The organism is Candidimonas humi (assembly GCF_019166065.1).
GTDB classification, from domain to species: domain Bacteria; phylum Pseudomonadota; class Gammaproteobacteria; order Burkholderiales; family Burkholderiaceae_B; genus Candidimonas; species Candidimonas humi.
Genome location: NZ_JAHTBN010000003.1, coordinates 588,882 through 607,785, shown reverse-complemented (window position 1 = coordinate 607,785; position 18,904 = coordinate 588,882). Strand labels below are relative to the sequence as shown.

The window sequence follows — 18,904 nt, the reverse complement described above, 5'->3', positions numbered from 1 at the left end:
CCTGAAGAACCCCGACCGCCGACGCACCACCACCCTCTACGCCAATACAGCCCGCAACAGATTCAAATCCTGCCACGCCCCGCCCTTATGCTGCGGCCGCGACAACAACAAAGCCGGGTGATACGTCACCACCAGCGGCACCTCACCCCCGTCCTCCTTGCGCAAGCGATGCACCTCGCCGCGTAGCGACTCGAAATCCGCCTCGGTATCCAGCAGCGCCTGCGCCGCCAGGCGCCCCAGCGCCACAATACCCGCCGGCGCCAGCAGCGAAATCTGCCGCCGCAGATAAGGCAGACAAGCCTGGATCTCATCCGGCTTCGGCGTACGATTGCCCACAGGCCGGCACTTCACGATATTGGTGTAATACACCGGCTGATCCGGCACCACCCCCGCCGCGCGCAGCATCGCCTGCAGCAGCGTTCCGGCCCGCCCCTGGAACGGCTCGCCGTGGCGGTCGTCCTGCTCGCCCGGCGCCTCGCCCACCACCAGCCAGCGCGGCGCCTGCACCGCCCCCGCGCCAAACACCGCCTGGCGCCGCTTCTCGCACAGGCCGCAAGCCTCGCAGGTCTCGACCTGCGCCTGCAGCGCGCCCCATTCCCGCGCTACCACCACCGGCGCCGCCGCACCCGCCGGCCGCGCAGCCTCGCCCCGCTGCTCCGCCCGCCCCCCAACTGCCGCGGCGCCGGCAACGGCGGAATCCTTGACGAGAGGGGCTCGACCAGAACCGGGGGTAGAAACAAGTGCGGCGCCAGCCGCAGAAGCAGAAGCACTAGGCGCGGAAGCGCCAGCCATGCCCGCCGCGCCAGCCGGCCCCGCAGGCACGCCGCGGCCAACAATGGCGCCGGCCGCAACACCATCCGCAGCCGGAACCGCGGCGGCGTCCAGCCCGGCCGCCGGCGGCGCAGGCCGCCGCACGTACGCCTTCAGCAAGGCCCGGTCCAGCCCCAGCTCTTGCAGCCAGGCCAACTGCACACGATTCAGGCTCGGCGCCTGCGGCCCCGCCGGCTCAAGCATCCAGCGCCTCCGTCAACAACGCCTTGCTCAGCACCCACGCATCCTCGCGCTCGCCCCGGCCTACGGGGTAATAATCCTTGCGCACACTGAGGCGGCCGAAACCGCGGCGCATATAAAAATCCAGGGCATTGCGATTCGACGGCCGCACCTCGAGAATCAGGCTCGGCAATTCGCGCGCCCGCGCCTCACGCTCGCAATGGCGCAGCAAACGCGCGCCCACGCCCTTGCGCTGGGCCTCGGGCGCCACCGCGATCAGCAGCAGATGCGCCACATCCGGCGCATACATCACAATGCAGAAACCCACTACCCGGTCGCCCGCCTGTGCCACCCACGCGCCATAGCCCGCCTGCAGGGCATCCTGGAAATTGCCGCGGGTCCAGGGAAAAGACTGCACGGCGCACTCGATCTGCACCACCTCGTCCAGATGCGCCGCAGTCATCGGCCGGATGAACAAGCCCGCCCGCACATCGGGGGCAGCCTGCAGCGCACCGGCCCGGGGATTTCCGCCCAGGCCCTGCTCACGCTCGCGTGTCGTATAGGCTACCTTGTCGCGCACATAGACCGGAGCCGCCTGCTCGGGCGCCAGGCCCGCGCCGCGTCGCCAGGCCGCCAGCGCAAGCTGCGCCACCGCCGCGGCGCTAGGGCGCAACACGGCGCCCGCCACCACATCCCAATTGCCTACGCAGGCCGGCAACACGGCTTCCAGTTCGGGCGACAGCCCGTCTCCGGCTACCCGCAGCAAGCCGCCACTCGCGGCGCCTTCCCACGAGCCGGCGTGCCCGGCGAGCCAGCCCGCCACATCGCCGGCGTCCAGCAACAGCGGCGACTGCAGCTGTTGCCATTCGAGCCCGCTGGCCGCGGCCAGCGGCCTATAGACCGACAGATAGACTTCGCCCATGCGCGCATCCTGGACAATCACCCGCAACGCCGCGATGTCGTCGCCCGAAGCGCACGACTGGGCATCCTGCAAGGCAAGCGCCAAAGGCGCCTCTATAGGCAGCACCGGGATACCCAGGGCATACGCGACACCCTGCGCCACCGCGCAGGCCACGCGCAGGCCGGTGAACCCTCCCGGCCCCTGGCCGAAGCCCACCGCGGATAATTGCTCGCGCCCGATACCGGCCTGGCGCAGCAGTTCGTCCACCATCGGCAGCAAGCGCTCCGCATGCTCGCCCGTCGTGTCGTGCGCGGCCGTAAACAGCCGCTCGCCGGACTCGCCGGCACACAGAAGCGCCACACCGCAGCGGCTGGATGAAGTCTCGAGCGCAAGAATATGGGAACCCATGGCCGTATTTTAATTTATTACCGGCCCTCGCCCCGCCGGCCGACATGTGTGCACGGCGGCGGCCGGGTTCTGCCCCGCCGCAACAGGCTGGCGGGCATCGGCCCGGCCGTGCAACATAATCGAAAATTGTTAAAGATTTTGATACATTTTCCGGACTATTGGCTATACTGGCAAGGCGGAGAAGAACCATCAAAAAAAGCTGCAGCGGCGCGCCAAGACTACCCTGAAATACGGCGTGACAGCCCTGCAACAGAGACTGCAAAGTATTGCTAAGTCCTTAATGATAAAGATTTTCTACGAAATACTTAATGTGTAATATCTTGCTACCAACCCCTATGCGGGGTTCCAGCGCCCTGTTACATTTTCAGCCATGAATACTCAAAACCAATCCTTATCCCGCAAAATCCTCGTGGTCGACGACGACCCGCGCCTCAGAGATCTTCTGCGCCGCTACCTGTCGGAACAGGGGTTCAACGTATTCGTCGCCGAAGACGCCAAAGAAATGGGCAAGCTCTGGCAGCGCGAGCACTTCGACCTGCTGGTGCTCGACCTGATGCTGCCCGGCGAGGATGGCCTGTCCATCTGCCGCAGGCTGCGCGGCGGGCACGACAACACCCCTATCATCATGCTTACGGCCAAGGCCGAAGAAATCGACCGCATCGTGGGCCTGGAAATGGGCGCCGACGACTATCTGTCCAAGCCCTTCAACCCGCGCGAACTGCTGGCCCGCGTCAATGCCATCCTGCGCCGGCGCGGCACCGAAGAACACCCCGGCGCGCCCAGCCAGGAAAACGAATCCATCGAATTCGGGCCCTATGTGCTCAACCTGTCCACCCGCACCCTGACCCGCAACAACGAGCCCGTGCCCATCACGACCGGCGAATTCTCGGTGCTCAAGGTGTTCGCACGCCACCCCAAAATCCCCCTGTCGCGCGACAAGCTCATGGAACTGGCCCGCGGCCGCGAATACGAGGCCTTCGACCGCAGTCTCGACGTGCAAATCTCGCGCCTGCGCAAACTGGTCGAACCCAATCCCTCCAAGCCGGTATTCATCCAGACGGTCTGGGGGCTCGGCTACGTCTTCGTGCCCGACGGTGGCCATTGATGGCCGCGTCGCAACTACGCCTCCTGAATCACTGATCGGGCGGTAGCCAGGAAGCTTCAATGGCGCCCGCTACAAGGCAACTCAAACGGCTGACGTCCCGCCTCAGGCTGGGTCTGTTCAGCCGTTCATTCCTGCTGCTGGCCGCACTCATGCTGGTGAGCCTGGGCGCCTGGCTGCAGGTGTTCTTCAGCATGGAAGAAGGCCCGCGCGCCACCCAGATGGCGCAACGCGTGACCACGGCGGTCAGCATTACGCGTTCGGCCCTGATCTACGCGCCGACCAGCGTGCGCCCCGCCCTGTTGCTCGATCTTGCAACCAAGGAAAGCCTGCGGGTACAGCCGCGCGATACCGCCGACGTGCTCGAGCCCCTGCCCGAATCCAATTACTGGCATCACGTCGCCACCGAAATACGCGACCGGCTCGGCAATGCCACCAAAGTCATGTGGTCGGTCAATCACATGCCGGGCATATGGGTAAGTTTCGACATCAATAAAGACCAGTACTGGCTGGTGTTCGACCGCGAGCAGCTCGGCCTGACGGCGGGCGTCGAGTGGTTCGGCTGGGGCGCTACCGCCCTGTTGCTCGCGCTCATCGGCGCGGCCATCAGCGTGCGCTTCGTCAACCGGCCGCTGGCGCAACTGGCCAAGGTCGCCCAGCAGGTGGCGCGCGGCGAAACGCCTTCGCCGCTGCCCGAAAAAGGCCCGCTGGAAATCCGCGACATGAACATCGCCTTCAATCGCATGGCACGAGACCTGCGCCAGACCGAGGCTGACCGCGAGATCATGCTGGCCGGGATTTCGCACGACTTGCGCACGCCCCTGGCGCGCATGCGCCTCGAAATCGAAATGAGCAGCGTCGGCGAAGAGGCGCGCCAGGCCATCGACGAAGACCTGGCCCAGATCGACCACAGCATAGGCCAGCTCATGGAATATGCCCGCCCGGCCGGCGCCGTCCCCGAACAGGGCATCGACGTCTCCACGGTGCTCGGCGACCTCTACGAGCGCGAGCGCAGCCATACCGAATCGCTGGGCGGATTCCTGACCGCATCCATCGAGCCCGGCCTGTACGCCCGCATCAACGCCAACGACCTCAAGCGCATCGTCAGCAACCTGATCGAAAACGCCCGGCGCTACGGACGCACGCCCGCCGAAGATCGCTCCTATATCCGCCTGTCCGTGCAAGAAGAAGGCAATATCCTGGCCATAGAGGTTTCCGACCAGGGGGCGGGCATAGCCGAAGCCGACATACAGCGGCTGCTGCGTCCCTTCTCACGCGGCGAATCGGCGCGCACCGGCGTAAGCGGCGCCGGACTGGGCCTGGCTATCGTCGAGCGCCTGCTCGGCCAGGTGGGAGGGCAGCTCAAACTCCTGCCTCGCCCGGGCGGCGGCCTGGTCGCCCGCATAGAATTACCCAAATTTCGTATTAGGAATTTCCAATTAGACAGCCAAAGTTAATAGTGTAGAATTACATTCATCGGCCCTAGGCCTGTCATCAACTAATCTAACAGGAGCTCAGATGAAAACTGTAGGCGATAAATTGGAACCCTTCAAGGTCGCTGGCGTAAAGCCCGGCTTCAATCAACACGAAGAAAATGGCGTTTCGGCGTTCGAGGAAATCAGCGAAAGCTCCTTCCCCGGCAAGTGGAAGGTCATCTACTTCTACCCGAAGGACTTCACCTTCGTCTGCCCCACCGAAATCGTCGGCTTCAACAAGCTGGCCAAAGACTTTGAAGACCGCGACGCCGTGCTGATGGGCGGTTCGGTCGACAACGAGTTCGTCAAGCTGGCATGGCGCCGCGAACACCCTGACCTCAACAAGCTGGGCCACTACCAGTTCGGCGACGTCAGGGGCGAACTGGTCGACCAGCTCGGCATCCGCGACAAGGCCGAAGGCGTTGCACTGCGTGCCACGTTCATTGTCGACCCCGACAATGTCATCCAGCACGTTTCGGTCAACAACCTGAACGTGGGCCGCAACCCCGAGGAAGTGCTGCGCATCCTCGACGGTCTGCAAACCGACGAACTGTGCCCGTGCAACCGCTCGGTGGGCGGCAACACACTGTAAGTACCATGCCTCTGGCCGGCGCCCGCGCCGAGCCAGTGGGCTTGCGCATCACCAGCCCGGCCCGACCGGGCTTTATCGGACCCATTTAATAGGAAAAAACTATGGAATTTCTATCCACAATCAAGGACATGATTCCCGACTGGGCCAAAGACGTGCGCCTGAACCTGGACGGCACCATTGCCCGCTCCACGCTCAGCCCCGAAGATGCCGTCGGTGCCGCGCTGGCCGCCGCTTACGCCGCCCGCAGCCGGACCTTGGTCGAGGCCTTCAAGAGCGGGCTGTCCGAAGCCGATGCCAATGGCGCGCTGACGGCGGCGGCTCTCATGGGCATGAACAATGTCTACTATCCGTTCGTGGAGATGAGCGCGGACGCCCAGCTCAAGACCATGCCGGCGCAACTGCGCATGAATGCCTATGCCAGCCATGGCGGCGTCGAGCAAAAACGCTTCGAGCTTTTTTCCCTGGCGGCGTCGATTATCGGGAAATGCCACTTCTGCGTGCAGTCCCACTACGAAAACCTGAAGAAGGCCGGGCTCACTTCGGAGCAACTGCGCGACGTGGGCCGCATCGCCGCCACGGTGAACGCCGCCGCCCTGGCGCTGGCCGCCGAGGGCAAGTAAGCCTCGCCCGGCCCTCGCGGGCCGCGCCGGAATCAGTGCTCGACGTATACCGGGAAGGTATGCGCCGCCGCGATCTGGCGCGGAGCGGGGGCCTGCGCTTGCTCTGCAGCCACCTTGGGCCGTTCGTCCGCCAGGCTTACCTTGGAGGTCGTCGCCCCGCTGGCCGCGGTATCGCCGGGGCACGAGTGCCCGGCGGCCTCCCAGGCCTTGCGATTCTCTTTTTCGCCGAAGCAGAAGAACCGCAGGTCGGCCACTTCTTTGTAGCCCAGCCGGTAGGCCGTGGCCGTATCTTCGCGTGCATTGCACGACTTGCTTTCGCTGGCCAGCGAGCCGCCTATGCCAAAGCCGGTGACCCCGACACCCACCGAGCTGCTCTGCCCGCAGTTATTGGCGCCGCCGAACATGCTGGGTGCTATGTATATATTGGGCGTGGTGTCCACGCGCTGGTGATCGTTCGTCTGGGAGCCCTCGAACGTGATGTTCGTGCTCATCATCCCCGATTGCGCGGTAGAACCCGAGCTGGAATTCGTGTTGCTCGAGGCCGTCGAACCGGCGTTCGAGCCGGCAGAGATCGTCGTCTGCGCCGCGACACTGCCCGCCCACAACATCAATGCCGCACAGATTAGATGGCGTTTCATGATTATTCTCCTCTGGGACATTCCCAGCCAGTGCTGCGAGCTGCCGCATTGATCCGGCATGCCGGATTATCCCGCGGACAGCTATAATCGCCCGATCGGCCAAGCCCAAACAGGCTCTGCAGCAAAATAAATAGACCCCAAAACAAAACTCGATGCAGAAAATCCCACGAAATCGAGATAGCTATCCATTTAAAACCTGTGCCGCAAATACATACCCGATATCGCCAAATTAAAAACAAAAATAATCAATCAGCGCACAGCAAATATCAGATGAACCGACTACCCTGCAACATTTATCCGGCCGCGAGCCTTGACTAAATTTTAGTATTCACAAATTGAAGCATTTATACATTTTGTGATATTACGATGGTTACTTTCTTATTTTTTAGCTGGTGCGGCTTATTGCTTTTTACTCAAATGCAAGGCTACTTCTTATACAGCGCCGGGACTTATGAAAATAACTACGGTATTTACAATATCGGATAATGTAACAAGCCGGCCGCAATACCAATCATCCAGGTTCATGGCGATCGCGCCTGCGCCTTTGTAATTTATCCTTTGGATGTACGAATACGGCATCCCCTCCGCTCGATAGCGGGTGGGCATACCGTTTTATCCTGGATTCATCCCCCCGGGGCCTTGCGGCCATATTCCCGGCGCGTCGTCCGCGGCCGGGCAAACCAAGGCGGCCCCGCGCCGCCCGTTTATTTCTCTTCTTCTATGTCGCCGCTCGGCGCGCTTTTCTTGCGTATGCGCAATTCCAGCATGGCCTCTCCGTAAGCCTGCTGCAGATCTTTGATCTGGCGCTCATATTGTTCCCTGACATCCAGGGGATTGGCGCGCAAGGCATTCTCGAGGCCCCGCTTCCCATCTTCCACCCACTGCTCGATGGCCGACACTGGCAGGTCAAAGGCGCAACTTGCCTCCATGACCGTGGTCTTGCCCTGGATGATGTCCATTACCAGTACGCTTTTGCGTCTGACAGTCCAGCGCCTGATTTCTTCTTCCAGCTTGCCGTTCATCGCCAGCCTCCTTGTCGCCAACCTCCCTGCCCGCACACTCGAGTCTCTGCCCCGCCCCGTTGCGGTCTCGCCGGGGTGTTCTGCGTCGGCCGTCGGCGCCCCCTGGTTCCCGGAAGGAACCTGGGCTCCACGACCCTCAATATCCGATATATGACGGGAAAGCATGAGCTGCTGCCACCTGGCGCGGGGCCGGAGCCTGCGCCTGCTGCGCGGCCACCTTGGGCCGTTCGTCCGCCTGGCTTACCTTGGAAGTCGTCGCCCCGCTTGCCGCGGTATCGCCGGGACACGTATGTCCGGCGGCTTCCCAGGCCTGGCGATTCTCTTTTTCGCCGAAGCAGAAGAACCGCAAATCGGCCACTTCCTTGTAGCCCAGCCGGTAGGCCGTGGCCGTGTCTTCGCGCGCATTGCACGACTTGCTCTCGCTGGCCAGCGAACCGCCTATGCCAAAACCCGTGACTCCTACTCCCACCGAACTGCTCTGGCCGCAATTATTGGCGCCGCCGAACATGCTGGGTGCTATATATATATTGGGCGTGGTATCCACGCGCGTGTGATCGGTCGCCTGAGCGCCTTCGAACGTGATGTTCGAGCTCATCATTCCCGATTGCGCACTGGAACCCGAACTGGAATTCGTATTGCTCGAGGCCGTCGAACCTGCATTCGAATCGGCCGAAATCGTCGTCTGCGCCGCGACACTGCCCGCCCATAACATCAGTGCTGCACAGATTAGATGGCGTTTCATGATAGGTCTCCGGCGGAGGGTTGCCCCTCCGCACCGGCCCCGGCGGTCATGCGAACCAGGGTCGCCGCACATCTCTTACCAGTGGGAGAAACTTCCGAAACCACCGGTAGTGACATGGCCGCCCGCGCCGCTGCTGTAGTCGCTGCCCGCCGAGCCGCTGGTGCCTCCGATCGCAAATCCTCCCGTGACGCCGCCACCCACCGAGGTATTGGTCGCATTGCCATAGGAAGAGTTGGTGACGCCCGAGGGTCCCATGGTGACCGTGGACCCTGCATTGGTGGAACTGGTGGCCTGCGTGCCTTGGATCGCAAAGCCATTGCCCATCGACGCGCTGCCGCTGGACGCCATCGAGCCCCCCGTGGTGCTGGATCCAGCCCCGCCCGAACCCACAAAGCCGCCAGCCGAGAAGCTCGACGCCTGTGCCAGTCCAATGGATCCAACCGCCAGTACCGCTGCAAGTATTACCTTCTTCATGATAAAGTCTCCTTGTGTTCGAGAAGCCGTCTCGAGTCGGTCCCGCATATTCACCTGCCCCGATAATCAATAATCCCAAATAACGGGACCGGCGAATTCCTGTATTCAGTTCAACTTCATATTTCAAGCAAAACAATCCCCCTTCCGATTTGCCCATTTATTTACTTTCATAAATAAACCGGCAACAGAATCCCACGGAAGCGCGCAGCTTCCAATATCAGGTTTTAGAGGGGTTTAATTTCTGAGCAGCTTTAAATTCTTGTTGCTCATTGAAACTCAATGTACAATCTGCATGTATTTCTCCAGATCGCTAAGCCATCGGCTCTTCCGCACACGGCACCTCAACAGCGATTCGGCGCGGCTGTTACGCCCGGCTTCTTTCAGATATTCCTGACGCGGCACATCTGAAAACACCTGCTCTCAGTCCTCCACGCCCATCCGGTTTGTTAAACACAACGAACCGAACGTGAAGCCATTCTATGTTTTCTTTTATTTGCAAAATTGACATTTTGTGATTTAAAAAAAATATTAAGCGGGAAATCTTCTTCCGCTTTTAATTTGGAGCACAATATTTTTGCTCCAGCTTCTTAGGGCTCGCTAAAAAACAAAACAAAGCAGGAGATTTACATGGACCCACGCATTCAGTATTGCGTCACTCAGATAGAACATAAAATTCTGCACGAATCCACCGAGCACAATACGCACGACGCGCTCATACAGGAATTGGCAAGCGAGATCGGCCTGACCCGCTTCCACTTGGCGCGTCTGTTTCAAAAGTACCTGCAGCTTTCGCCCCGCGACTACATACACAGAAGCCTCATGGGGCGGTGCGCAATGATGATCGCGCATACCAGCCAGCCTATTTTCTCGATTGCCATCGACACGGGCTTCTCCAGCCAGCAGGCCTTCACGCGGGCGTTCACTCACTATTGGGGCATCTCCCCCCACAAATTCCGCGATGCCCATTGCCGGTACACCGCCAAATATGCCAAGCGGCCCGCCGACGGCGCTCCTGCGCGCCCCGCCATCGCCCCGATCATCGAGCAACTGGGGCCGGTCAGTTTCTGGGCCGTACGCTACGAGGGCATGTCATTCGAGCGGCACGCCTGCTGGAACGATTTCGGCAGAGTATGCAACGACTCGCCGCCCGAGATCTGCAAGGGTCCGTACTTTGGATTGACCTACGACACGCCGATGTTCATGCCCACGACGCTCATGCGCTATTACTGCGGCATGCGGACGTCGGGCAATCCCAGCCAGAGGCCGGCCGGGGCGTTCGAAATCACGCTGCCCGCGGGCCGCGTGGCCAGCGTCCAGGGCGAATTCCTGATGGGAGAAATGCCGGACATCTACGACGAACTGCTGAATACCTGGCTGCCTGCCTCCAGCTATACGCTATCGGCCACGTGCTTCGTCGAACAGTTCTATGTATTGCCGCGCCACTGGGACGAGCAGCGCGTGCCCATGAAGCTCAGTTGCTGGATCCAGCGCCTGCACTGAACTTGCGCATCAACAGCGCCACCACGGTCGCCGCAATGCCCTCGCGGCGACCCAGGTAGCCCAGGCCCTCGTTGGTCTTGGCCTTGATGTTGATCGCGGCGGCCTCGACGCCGAGATCGGCCGCGATATTGGCCACCATGGCGGGCGCGTGCGGCCCGATCTTCGGCGCTTGCGCATGCACCGTGGCATCTATATTGCCCACGACCCAGCCGGCCTCGAGCACCTTGGCGTAGGCCCGGCGCAGCAACACACGGCTGTCGGCCCCCGCGTAGGCCGGATCGGTGTCCGGGAAATGGCGCCCGATATCCCCCAGCCCTGCCCCGCCCAACAACGCATCGGTCACGGCGTGCAACAACACGTCGGCGTCCGAATGACCTTGCAGGCCGTGAGTGTGCGCGATGGTCACGCCGCCTATCACCAGCGGGCGGCCGGTTACCAAGGCATGGACGTCATAGCCCTGGCCTATGCGAAATGGCAGCGCGGGCCGGGGCTGCGGCTTGGACGGTGTGTTCATGAATGACGGTGCTCCAGCGTATTTTGCGGCCTTGCCGATGTCGTGCGTGCCTCGGGAATCGCCCGCGGCATCACAGCCACTTCTCCATCAGCTCGAAATCTTCAGGCCAGGTTACCTTGAAATTGCGCGCCGAACCCGGCACCAGGCCGGGCCGCTTGCCCAGGCGCTCGAGCGCCGAAGCCTCGTCGGTGACCACGGCGCCGGCCGCCTGCGCGGCGAGCAAGGCGTCCAGCAACTGCCCGGCCCTGAACATCTGCGGAGTCTGGGCCAGCCATAGCGTCTCGCGCGGCACCGTTGCCTCTACCACCGCCGTCGAGGCGGCCGCAGCAGGCGCCGCGCCATCGGCGCCGGTAAGCACACAATCCGCGGCGTAACCTGACACCGTACCGCGCTTGACCGTATCGCCTACGGGCAGCGCCAGCAGGGCGCCAGAGCCCCGCGCCAGGCAATTGTCTATCAGGCTGGCCAGCGCCCGCGCCGGCAGGCCCGGGCGCGCGGCGTCATGCACCAGCACCCAGTCGTCCGGGGCCAAGGCCACATCCTGCAGCGCCGCCATTACAGTGGCCGCCCGGCTCGGGCCGCCGCAGCCGCGCCATACTGTGCGCGCCAAGCCGGCCAAAGCCGTTTCCGCCCAGGGATCGTGCGCCGCCACCGCGACTCGCACCTGGGAAATACGAGGGTCGGCCAGCAGCGCCTTGGCGGCCCAGCGCAGCATGGGCTCACCCTTGAGCAAGCGGTACTGCTTGGGCAAGGGCGCAGCGGGATCGTCCCGAAAGCCCTGGAACCGGCCAGGCTGCGACATGCCGCCCATGGGCGTGTCTTGCCCTGGCGACGGCGCCTGGGAGGTCTTCCCGGCCAAGCCGGGCCCGGCGGCGTGCTCCGCACGAGCCCTTGCACCGATTCCGGCGGCGGGAACTATGGCAATTATTTTTTCCGACATGCAAGAGATTTTATAATCGAAGCCCTGATGGCCACACACACCCCACTCCTGTCTTCCCCGCTTCCCTCCGTTTCCGCACTGCTTGCGGCCCTGAAGCCGGGCCAGCGCTATGCACAGCCCCTGCCTCCCGGGTCCGGCGACGCCTGGCTGCTGGCCGAACTGGCGCGCAACGCGCGCCAGCCGCTGGTGATATTGTGCGCCGACCCGCTCGCCGCCCAGCGCCTGGCCGAGGAAATGCTGCTGTTCGCCCCGGAGCTGCGATTGCGCCAGTTTCCCGACTGGGAAACCCTGCCCTACGACAGCTTCTCGCCGCACCAGGACCTGATTTCCGAACGCCTGCAAACGCTGCACGCGCTGATGCTGCAAGAGGTGGACGTGCTGACGGTGCCCGTCACCACCGCCCTGTACCGGCTGCCGCCGCCCGAGTTCCTGGCCGCCTACACCTTCTCGTTTCGCCAGGGCGACGAACTGGACGAAGAAGCGTTGCGCCGCCAGCTCACGCTGGCCAACTACCAGCACGTCACCCAGGTCACCGCGCCGGGGGAGTTCTGTATCCGCGGCGGCCTCATCGATCTGTTCCCCATGGGTTCGGCGCTGCCCTACCGGCTCGACCTGTTCGATCGCGAGATCGAATCCATGCGCAGCTTCGACATCGACACGCAGCGCAGCGTCTATCCCGTCAAGGAAATCCGCCTGCTGCCGGGGCGCGAATTTCCCATGGACGAGACAGCACGCAACAATTTCCGTGCGCGCTTTCGCGAAACTTTCGAAGGCGACCCTTCGCGCGCCATGCCCTACAAGGATATCGGCAACGGCATCGCCTTTGCCGGCGTCGAATACTATCTGCCGCTGTTTTTCGAGCAGACCGCCACCTTGTTCGACTACCTGGCGCCCGGCACGCTGGCCGTCACCGTCGGCGACGCCGACGAAGCCATGCGCCAGTTCCACGACGACACACGCAGCCGCTACCAGTTCCTGAAAAGCGACCGCGAGCGCCCCATATTGCCGCCCGAAGCGCTGTTCCTGGACGGCGAAGCCCTGTACTCGAGGCTCAAGGCCTTTGCCCGCCTGGCCCTGCTCAAGAACGGCCCGCACCCCGATTTCGTGCCCGCACCCGATGTGGCGGTGCTGCGGCGCGCCGAAGACCCGCTGTCGCGCCTGCGCTCGCTGCTCGGCCGCACGGAAGGCCGCGTCGTCCTGTGCGCCGACTCCGCCGGCCGGCGCGAGACCCTGCTGCAGATGCTGGCCGACTTCGATCTGGTGCCCGACACGCGCCCCGAATCGCTGCGCGCCTTCCTCGAATCCGACAGCCGCTACGCGCTGGTCGTCGCGCCGCTGGCCGCGGGCTTCGGCCTGGCGGAAAAACCCGTCACGCTGCTGACCGAAAACGACCTCTACCCCAGCCAGGCACGCGGCGGCGCACGGCGCAGCCGCCGCGCCCAGGAACGCAGCAGCAATGTCGAAGCCATGGTGCGCGACCTCTCCGAGCTGCGCGAAGGCGGTCCGGTGGTGCATGCGCAGCACGGCATAGGCCGCTACATGGGCCTGGCCAGCATGGACCTGGGCGAAGGCGAAATGGAGTTCCTGCACCTGCAATACTCCAACGGCGGCACGCTATACGTGCCCGTCTCGCAACTGCACCTGATCTCGCGCTACAGCGGCGCCGATCCCGAGCACGCCCCGCTGCACCAGCTCGGCTCCGGCCAGTGGGACCGTGCGCGGCGCAAGGCCGCCAAACAGGTGCGCGATGCCGCCGCCGAACTGCTCGCCCTGTACGCGCAACGCGCCGCTCGCGAAGGCTATGCCTTCAAGATGCCGGCCAGCGACTACCAGGCTTTCGTCGAAGGCTTCGGTTTCGAAGAAACCCCCGACCAGGCTGCTGCCATCGAGGCTGTCATTTCCGACATGACCTCCGGACGCCCCATGGACAGGCTGGTCTGCGGCGACGTCGGCTTCGGCAAGACCGAAGTCGCCCTGCGCGCCGCCTTTCTCTCGGTGCTCAATAACAAGCAGGTCGCGCTGCTGTGTCCCACTACCTTGCTGGCCGAACAGCACGCCCAGACCTTCGCCGACCGCTTTGCCGACTGGCCGGTAAAAATCGTCGAGCTCTCGCGCTTCCGTTCCGCCAAGGAAGTCAGCGCGGCCATCGAAGGCCTGGCCAACGGCCAGGTCGACATCATCATCGGCACCCACAAGCTGCTGTCGCGCGACGTCAAATTCAAGCGCCTCGGCCTGGTCATCATCGACGAAGAACACCGCTTCGGCGTGCGCCACAAAGAGGCGCTCAAGTCCCTGCGCGCCGAAGTCGACGTGCTAACGCTGACCGCCACGCCCATACCACGGACCTTGGGCATGTCGCTGGAAGGCATACGCGATTTTTCCGTGATCGCCACCGCTCCGCAAAAGCGCCTGGCGATCAAGACCTTCGTGCGCCGCGAAGACGGCAGCACGATCCGCGAAGCGCTGTTGCGCGAGCTCAAGCGCGGCGGCCAGGCCTACTTCCTGCACAACGAAGTCGAAACCATCCACAACCGCAAGGCACGGCTGGAAGAGCTGGTGCCCGAGGCGCGCATCGCTGTGGCGCACGGCCAGATGCCCGAACGCGAACTGGAAGACGTGATGAAAGGCTTCTACCAGCAGCGCTACAACGTCCTGCTGTGCACCACCATCATCGAAACCGGCATCGACGTGCCCAGCGCCAACACCATCGTCATCCATCGCGCCGACCGCCTCGGGCTGGCCCAGTTGCACCAGTTGCGCGGCCGCGTAGGGCGCTCGCACCACCAGGCCTATGCCTACCTGCTGACGCCCGGCGAAGACGCCATCACGTCCAACGCCAAGAAACGCCTGGAAGCCATACAGGCCATGGAAGAACTCGGCTCGGGCTTCTACCTGGCCATGCACGACCTGGAAATACGCGGCACCGGCGAAGTGCTGGGCGAGGCCCAGTCCGGCAATATCCACGAGATCGGCTTTTCCATGTATTCGGACATGCTCGAGACCGCGGTGCGCGCCCTCAAGGCGGGCGAAGAACCCGACCTCGACTCCCCCTTCGCCCTGGCCTGCGAAGTCAATCTGCACGCCCCCGCCCTGCTGCCGGCCGATTACTGCGCCGACGTGCATGCGCGCCTGGGCCTGTACAAGAAGCTTTCGCATGCGCGCGACGGCGATGCGCTCATCGCCATCCAGGAAGAACTGATAGACCGCTACGGCAAGCTGCCCGAAGCCGCCCAGACCCTGCTCGCCACCCATAGACTGCGCCTGGCCGCCGAACCCCTGGGCATAGTCAAGATCGATGCCGGCGATACCCAGGCCGTGATGCAGTTTTCGCCCAAGCCCAATGTCGACCCACTGCGCATCATCGAACTGGTGCAAAAGCAGCGGCATGTAAAATTGGCGGGCCAGGATCGCCTGCGCGTCGAAATCGCCCAGGGCGCGCAGCTCAGCGCCCGCATCGACGCCATACGCGGCGTGCTGCGGGCATTGGCATGAGGCCGCCGCTGACTACCGCCCCCGATCATCCGGCGCTTTCGATGTCCACGCATCGCAAGGCGCCATCGATGTAAGCGGCGCCTTCGACGCCGACCCGAGCTCCTCCCACCACTGACCCCGATTCCATGACCCACCTGATACTGCAAGCCCCCGACCTCGATGCCGCCAAGGCCGAACAAATCGCTGCCGTCGCCGGGGCCAACGGCCTGCAGAGCCTGAGCAACACCGCCACCCGCCTGCTCGACGTCGACCCGTCATCGAGGCCCGAAGTCGAGCGCCTCTGCGCCGAACTGCGCGTGGACTACGCCTACCTGGAACGCGTGGCGCGCCTGGCCGAATGCAAAATACTGGCCACCGACATGGACTCCACGCTCATCAATATCGAGTGCATAGACGAAATCGCCGACATGGCGGGCCGCAAGGCCGAAGTCGCGGCCATCACAGAAGCCGCCATGCGCGGCGAGATCAAGGATTTCTCCGAGAGCCTGCGGCGCCGCGTCGCGCTGCTGCGCGGCGTGCCGCAAGAAGCGCTGGAACGCGTCTACCAGGAACGCCTGCGTACCAACCCGGGCGCCGAACGCCTGATCGTCTCGGCCAAGGCCGCCGGCCTGAAGATCATGCTGGTCTCTGGCGGCTTCACTTTCTTCACCGAAAGGCTCAAGCAGCGCCTGGGCCTGGACGCGGCCCACGCCAACGTGCTCGAAATCGACCAAGGCAAACTCACCGGCCGCGTGCTGGGCGACATCGTCGACGGCCAGGCCAAGGCCACTCATCTGCAAACCCTGGCCGCGGAAACCGGCGCCACCCCCGAGCAAATCATCGCCATGGGCGACGGCGCCAACGACCTCAAGATGCTGTCCCTGGCGCACTACTCCGTCGCCTACCGTGCCAAGCCTGTGGTACGCGAGCAAACCCGCTACGCCCTGAACTACAGCGGCCTGGACGCAGTGCTGAACTGGTTCCGGGGCTGAGCGCCGCGCACGCGGACGCGGCGCAGGGCAAGAAACTCAGCCGAGGCGTCTACGAAACTAGCGGAGAGAATGGGGTGCCTTCCGGAGGTGCGTGGGGTATCGCACCGGAGGGAGGCACCCCATTCTAGGCCGCGCCTAAAGAACACCGCTCGACGACGCAGCAAAACCGAAACCTGCACCCGTCTACGAAGCAAGCGGAGAGAACGGGGTGCCTCCCGGAGGTGCGTGGGGTATCGCACCGGAGGGAGGTACCCCGTTCTAGGCCGCGCCTGAAGAACTCAGCCCGGCGACGCACTCCCACCGGACAACGCCCGCCCTCACCCCCCCCTGGGCTTACGCCGCTGCAACAGATACCGGTACACAAACCCCGGATACCCCAGCACCAGGAACAAGCTGAGCGTCACGGCATAGAACTCCCAGGTCTGGTGAAACACATTGCCGATGTTTGCCTCGAACGCGAAACCCAACGTACCCACCAGGCCGTAGAAGACCAGCACCTCCAGCAAGCGCACGAAAAACGACTTGTGCACTTCGCGGCCCCGGTTGCGCCAGCCCGCATATGCCAGGATCCCAGCCGCCACGGCCAGCGCCACCACCACCTTCAGCACGAACAAGCCTACTGCGGCCGCCGACGCACCCGCAAAAAACGATTGCCCTATCAGCACCAGCACCGCATAAGCCAGCGCCACCAGCAGCACGAAAAACGCCAGCGACTCGATCCAGCGCAGCCACTGCGGGCGTTCCTGTTCCCCGGGCAGCGCCCAAGGCAGCACCAGCAGCGGCCGCTCGACCAGGAACGGCAGATTAGCCGTCACCAGAGCGAGCACTATCAATATCCAAACAGCCGAAGACTGGTCCATGCATTTCCTTGCGATTCGATCCTGGGCCCGGCGCGGCGGGCGTGTCGGATTATGCGCCCGAGGCGCCCGGCCAGCCGGCTTCACCATGCCCGCGGCCGGGTTATGCCGTCGCACGCTGGCGGCCGTACATCACTAGCCGTGTGTCGCCAACCGTGCGCGGCGGGCTGCCTCAAAAATGCAATGAAGTTTCTATGACTTTCACGCACAGGGCCATCAGGCCGCCGGGCAGCACGCCCAACAGCAGCACCAGCGCGCCGTTGATCGACATCAGGCCGCCGGGAATCACGCCGCATGCGCCGCTCGTTTTCGCAGCTTCGCCTTCGGGTTCGTCGAAGTAGGCCACCTTCACCACTCGCAGGTAGTAATAGGCGCCCACCAGGGAGAACATCACGGCAACCACCGCCAGCGCCACGTGGCCCGCGCTGATCAGGGCTTCGAGCACCGCCAGCTTGGCATAGAAGCCAGCCATGGGGGGAATGCCGGTCAGCGAGAACATCGCCACCAGCAGCACGCCGGCCAGCACGGGATTACGGCGGTTCAGCCCCTTCAGGTCGGCGATTTCTTCGCACTCGAAACCCTTGCGGCTGAGCAGCATGATCAGGCCGAAAGTGCTCAGCGTAGTCAGCACGTAGATCACGATATAGAACAGCGCCGAGCCGTACGCCATGCCGGTCGCGTCCGGACGCCCGGCCACCACGCCCGACAGCAGGCCCAGGAACACGAAGCCCATGTGCGAGATGGTCGAATACGCCAGCATGCGCTTGAAATTCGTCTGCACGATAGCCGTGATATTGCCGATGGCCAGCGACAGCACCGCCATCACCAGCAGCATCGGCTGCCAGTCCAGCGCCAAACCGTGCAGGCCGGTCACGAGCAGGCGCAGCACGATTGCGAAGGCGGCCAGCTTGGGCGCCGCGCCCAGCGTCAGGGTGATCGCGGTAGGCGCGCCCTGGTAGACGTCGGGCACCCACATATGAAACGGCACCGCTCCCAGCTTGAAGGCCAGGCCCGAAACAATGAACACCAGCCCGAACACCAGCGGCAGCATCGCGACCTTGCCGCTGGCGATCGCCTGCGCGACGCGGGCCAGGTCCAGGGTGCCTGTGGCGCCGTAGATCATCGACAGGCCATAGAGCAGCACGCCCGAGGCCAGCGCGCCCAGCACGAAGTACTTCATCGCCGCCTCGATCGAGCGCACATGGTCGCGGCGCAATGCGATCAGCGCATACAGCGCGAACGACATCAGCTCCACGCCCAGGTACACCGTCAGCAGGCTGCCGGCCGAAATCATCACCATCTGGCCCAGCAGCGCCAGCAGCGTCAGGGTGTACAACTCGCCGCCATAGGTGAGCATCTCGCAATGCTCGGCGTAGGCGCGGCCGTATATGAACGTAGCGGCCACCGCGATATATGACACCACTTTCAGGAAGTGCGACAGCGGATCGGCCACGTACAGGCCATTGAAAGCCGTACCGGAAATACCGTCCTGCCACTGCCACAGCGAAACCGCGATCAGGACCAGCACGCTGAACAGGCTCAGAACGAAAGTGCCGTTGCGGTTTTCCGACTTGTTGCTGCCGTCGGCGATCAGCACCACCACCGTCAGGACAAGCAGCAGGATCTCGGGCGCGGCCAGGGCAAAATGAAATGGAGTTTGCATAAT

The 18,904-nt window shown here is 63.4% G+C and carries 16 protein-coding genes and 2 pseudogenes; 7 read left to right on the top strand and 11 right to left on the bottom strand.

From position 1 onward, the window contains the following. Nucleotides 1–36: 36 nt before the first annotated feature. Together KVP10_RS09830 and tsaB are read right to left on the bottom strand one after the other, a co-directional pair. Nucleotides 37–1,014 (bottom strand): uracil-DNA glycosylase, encoded by a 978-nt coding sequence (locus KVP10_RS09830; RefSeq protein WP_217964365.1) that lies wholly within the window; start codon nucleotides 1,012–1,014, stop codon nucleotides 37–39. Then, nucleotides 1,007–2,299 (bottom strand): tRNA (adenosine(37)-N6)-threonylcarbamoyltransferase complex dimerization subunit type 1 TsaB, encoded by a 1,293-nt coding sequence (gene tsaB, locus KVP10_RS09825; RefSeq protein ID WP_217964364.1) that lies wholly within the window; start codon nucleotides 2,297–2,299, stop codon nucleotides 1,007–1,009. Before tsaB ends, KVP10_RS09830 begins: the two co-directional genes overlap by 8 nt. 370 nt (nucleotides 2,300–2,669) lie before the next feature. Between tsaB and ompR the strand changes: the two genes are divergently transcribed. From ompR to KVP10_RS09805, 4 genes are all read left to right on the top strand, one after another. Then, a complete protein-coding gene (ompR, locus tag KVP10_RS09820; RefSeq protein ID WP_088604703.1) occupies nucleotides 2,670–3,404 on the top strand; it encodes an osmolarity response regulator transcription factor OmpR in 735 nt (244 codons plus the stop codon). Between the two features lie 59 nt (nucleotides 3,405–3,463). Continuing rightward, a complete protein-coding gene (locus tag KVP10_RS09815) occupies nucleotides 3,464–4,858 on the top strand; it encodes a sensor histidine kinase (protein WP_217964363.1) in 1,395 nt (464 codons plus the stop codon). A 61-nt stretch (nucleotides 4,859–4,919) separates the two neighbouring features. After that, a complete protein-coding gene (locus KVP10_RS09810; protein ID WP_217964362.1) occupies nucleotides 4,920–5,468 on the top strand; it encodes a peroxiredoxin in 549 nt (182 codons plus the stop codon). Nucleotides 5,469–5,569: 101 nt separating this feature from the next. Continuing rightward, complete coding sequence (locus KVP10_RS09805; protein ID WP_217964361.1) at nucleotides 5,570–6,088, top strand: carboxymuconolactone decarboxylase family protein; 519 nt, start codon at nucleotides 5,570–5,572, stop codon at nucleotides 6,086–6,088. 32 nt (nucleotides 6,089–6,120) lie between these two features. Here the strand turns inward: KVP10_RS09805 and KVP10_RS09800 are convergent, their stop codons facing one another. From KVP10_RS09800 to KVP10_RS09785, 4 genes are all read right to left on the bottom strand, one after another. Further along, on the bottom strand, nucleotides 6,121–6,726 hold the full coding sequence (locus tag KVP10_RS09800) for a hypothetical protein (protein ID WP_217964360.1): 606 nt from the start codon (nucleotides 6,724–6,726) through the stop codon (nucleotides 6,121–6,123). A gap of 704 nt (nucleotides 6,727–7,430) precedes the next feature. Beyond that, nucleotides 7,431–7,748 (bottom strand): transposase, encoded by a 318-nt coding sequence (locus KVP10_RS09795; protein ID WP_217964359.1) that lies wholly within the window; start codon nucleotides 7,746–7,748, stop codon nucleotides 7,431–7,433. Nucleotides 7,749–7,884: 136 nt separating this feature from the next. Continuing rightward, nucleotides 7,885–8,490 carry a hypothetical protein gene (locus KVP10_RS09790; protein WP_217964358.1) on the bottom strand — a complete coding sequence of 202 codons (606 nt, stop codon included), beginning with the start codon at nucleotides 8,488–8,490 and terminating at the stop codon, nucleotides 7,885–7,887. A gap of 75 nt (nucleotides 8,491–8,565) precedes the next feature. Then, nucleotides 8,566–8,964, bottom strand: a complete 399-nt coding sequence (locus KVP10_RS09785; protein ID WP_217964357.1) for a hypothetical protein — start codon at nucleotides 8,962–8,964, stop codon at nucleotides 8,566–8,568. A gap of 627 nt (nucleotides 8,965–9,591) precedes the next feature. Between KVP10_RS09785 and KVP10_RS09780 the strand changes: the two genes are divergently transcribed. Continuing rightward, nucleotides 9,592–10,464 (top strand): helix-turn-helix domain-containing protein, encoded by an 873-nt coding sequence (locus KVP10_RS09780; RefSeq protein ID WP_217964356.1) that lies wholly within the window; start codon nucleotides 9,592–9,594, stop codon nucleotides 10,462–10,464. Here the strand turns inward: KVP10_RS09780 and ispF are convergent. After that, complete coding sequence (ispF, locus tag KVP10_RS09775) at nucleotides 10,436–10,978, bottom strand: 2-C-methyl-D-erythritol 2,4-cyclodiphosphate synthase (protein WP_217964355.1); 543 nt, start codon at nucleotides 10,976–10,978, stop codon at nucleotides 10,436–10,438. The two genes, KVP10_RS09780 and ispF, sit on opposite strands and share 29 nt — an antisense overlap. Nucleotides 10,979–11,048: 70 nt before the next feature. Then, entirely contained in the window at nucleotides 11,049–11,918 is an 870-nt protein-coding gene (locus KVP10_RS09770) for an IspD/TarI family cytidylyltransferase (RefSeq protein ID WP_217964354.1), read from the bottom strand. A 27-nt stretch (nucleotides 11,919–11,945) separates the two neighbouring features. Between KVP10_RS09770 and mfd the strand changes: the two genes are divergently transcribed. Both mfd and serB read left to right on the top strand, forming a co-directional pair. After that, nucleotides 11,946–15,410: a transcription-repair coupling factor gene (mfd, locus tag KVP10_RS09765; RefSeq protein WP_217964353.1), complete on the top strand. Its 3,465-nt coding sequence runs from the start codon at nucleotides 11,946–11,948 to the stop codon at nucleotides 15,408–15,410. Nucleotides 15,411–15,535: 125 nt separating this feature from the next. After that, nucleotides 15,536–16,381, top strand: a complete 846-nt coding sequence (gene serB / locus KVP10_RS09760; protein WP_217964352.1) for a phosphoserine phosphatase SerB — start codon at nucleotides 15,536–15,538, stop codon at nucleotides 16,379–16,381. 317 nt (nucleotides 16,382–16,698) lie between these two features. Here serB and KVP10_RS21520 read toward each other — a convergent pair. The 3 genes and pseudogenes from KVP10_RS21520 to nuoN form a co-directional block, all read right to left on the bottom strand. Then, a pseudogene (locus tag KVP10_RS21520) lies at nucleotides 16,699–16,905 on the bottom strand (DUF2818 family protein); the annotation flags it as partial. Between the two features lie 240 nt (nucleotides 16,906–17,145). Further along, nucleotides 17,146–17,241: pseudogene (locus KVP10_RS21515) on the bottom strand (DUF2818 family protein); the annotation flags it as partial. A gap of 169 nt (nucleotides 17,242–17,410) precedes the next feature. Further along, on the bottom strand, nucleotides 17,411–18,901 hold the full coding sequence (gene nuoN, locus KVP10_RS09750; RefSeq protein WP_246600510.1) for an NADH-quinone oxidoreductase subunit NuoN: 1,491 nt from the start codon (nucleotides 18,899–18,901) through the stop codon (nucleotides 17,411–17,413). Nucleotides 18,902–18,904 lie beyond the last annotated feature (3 nt).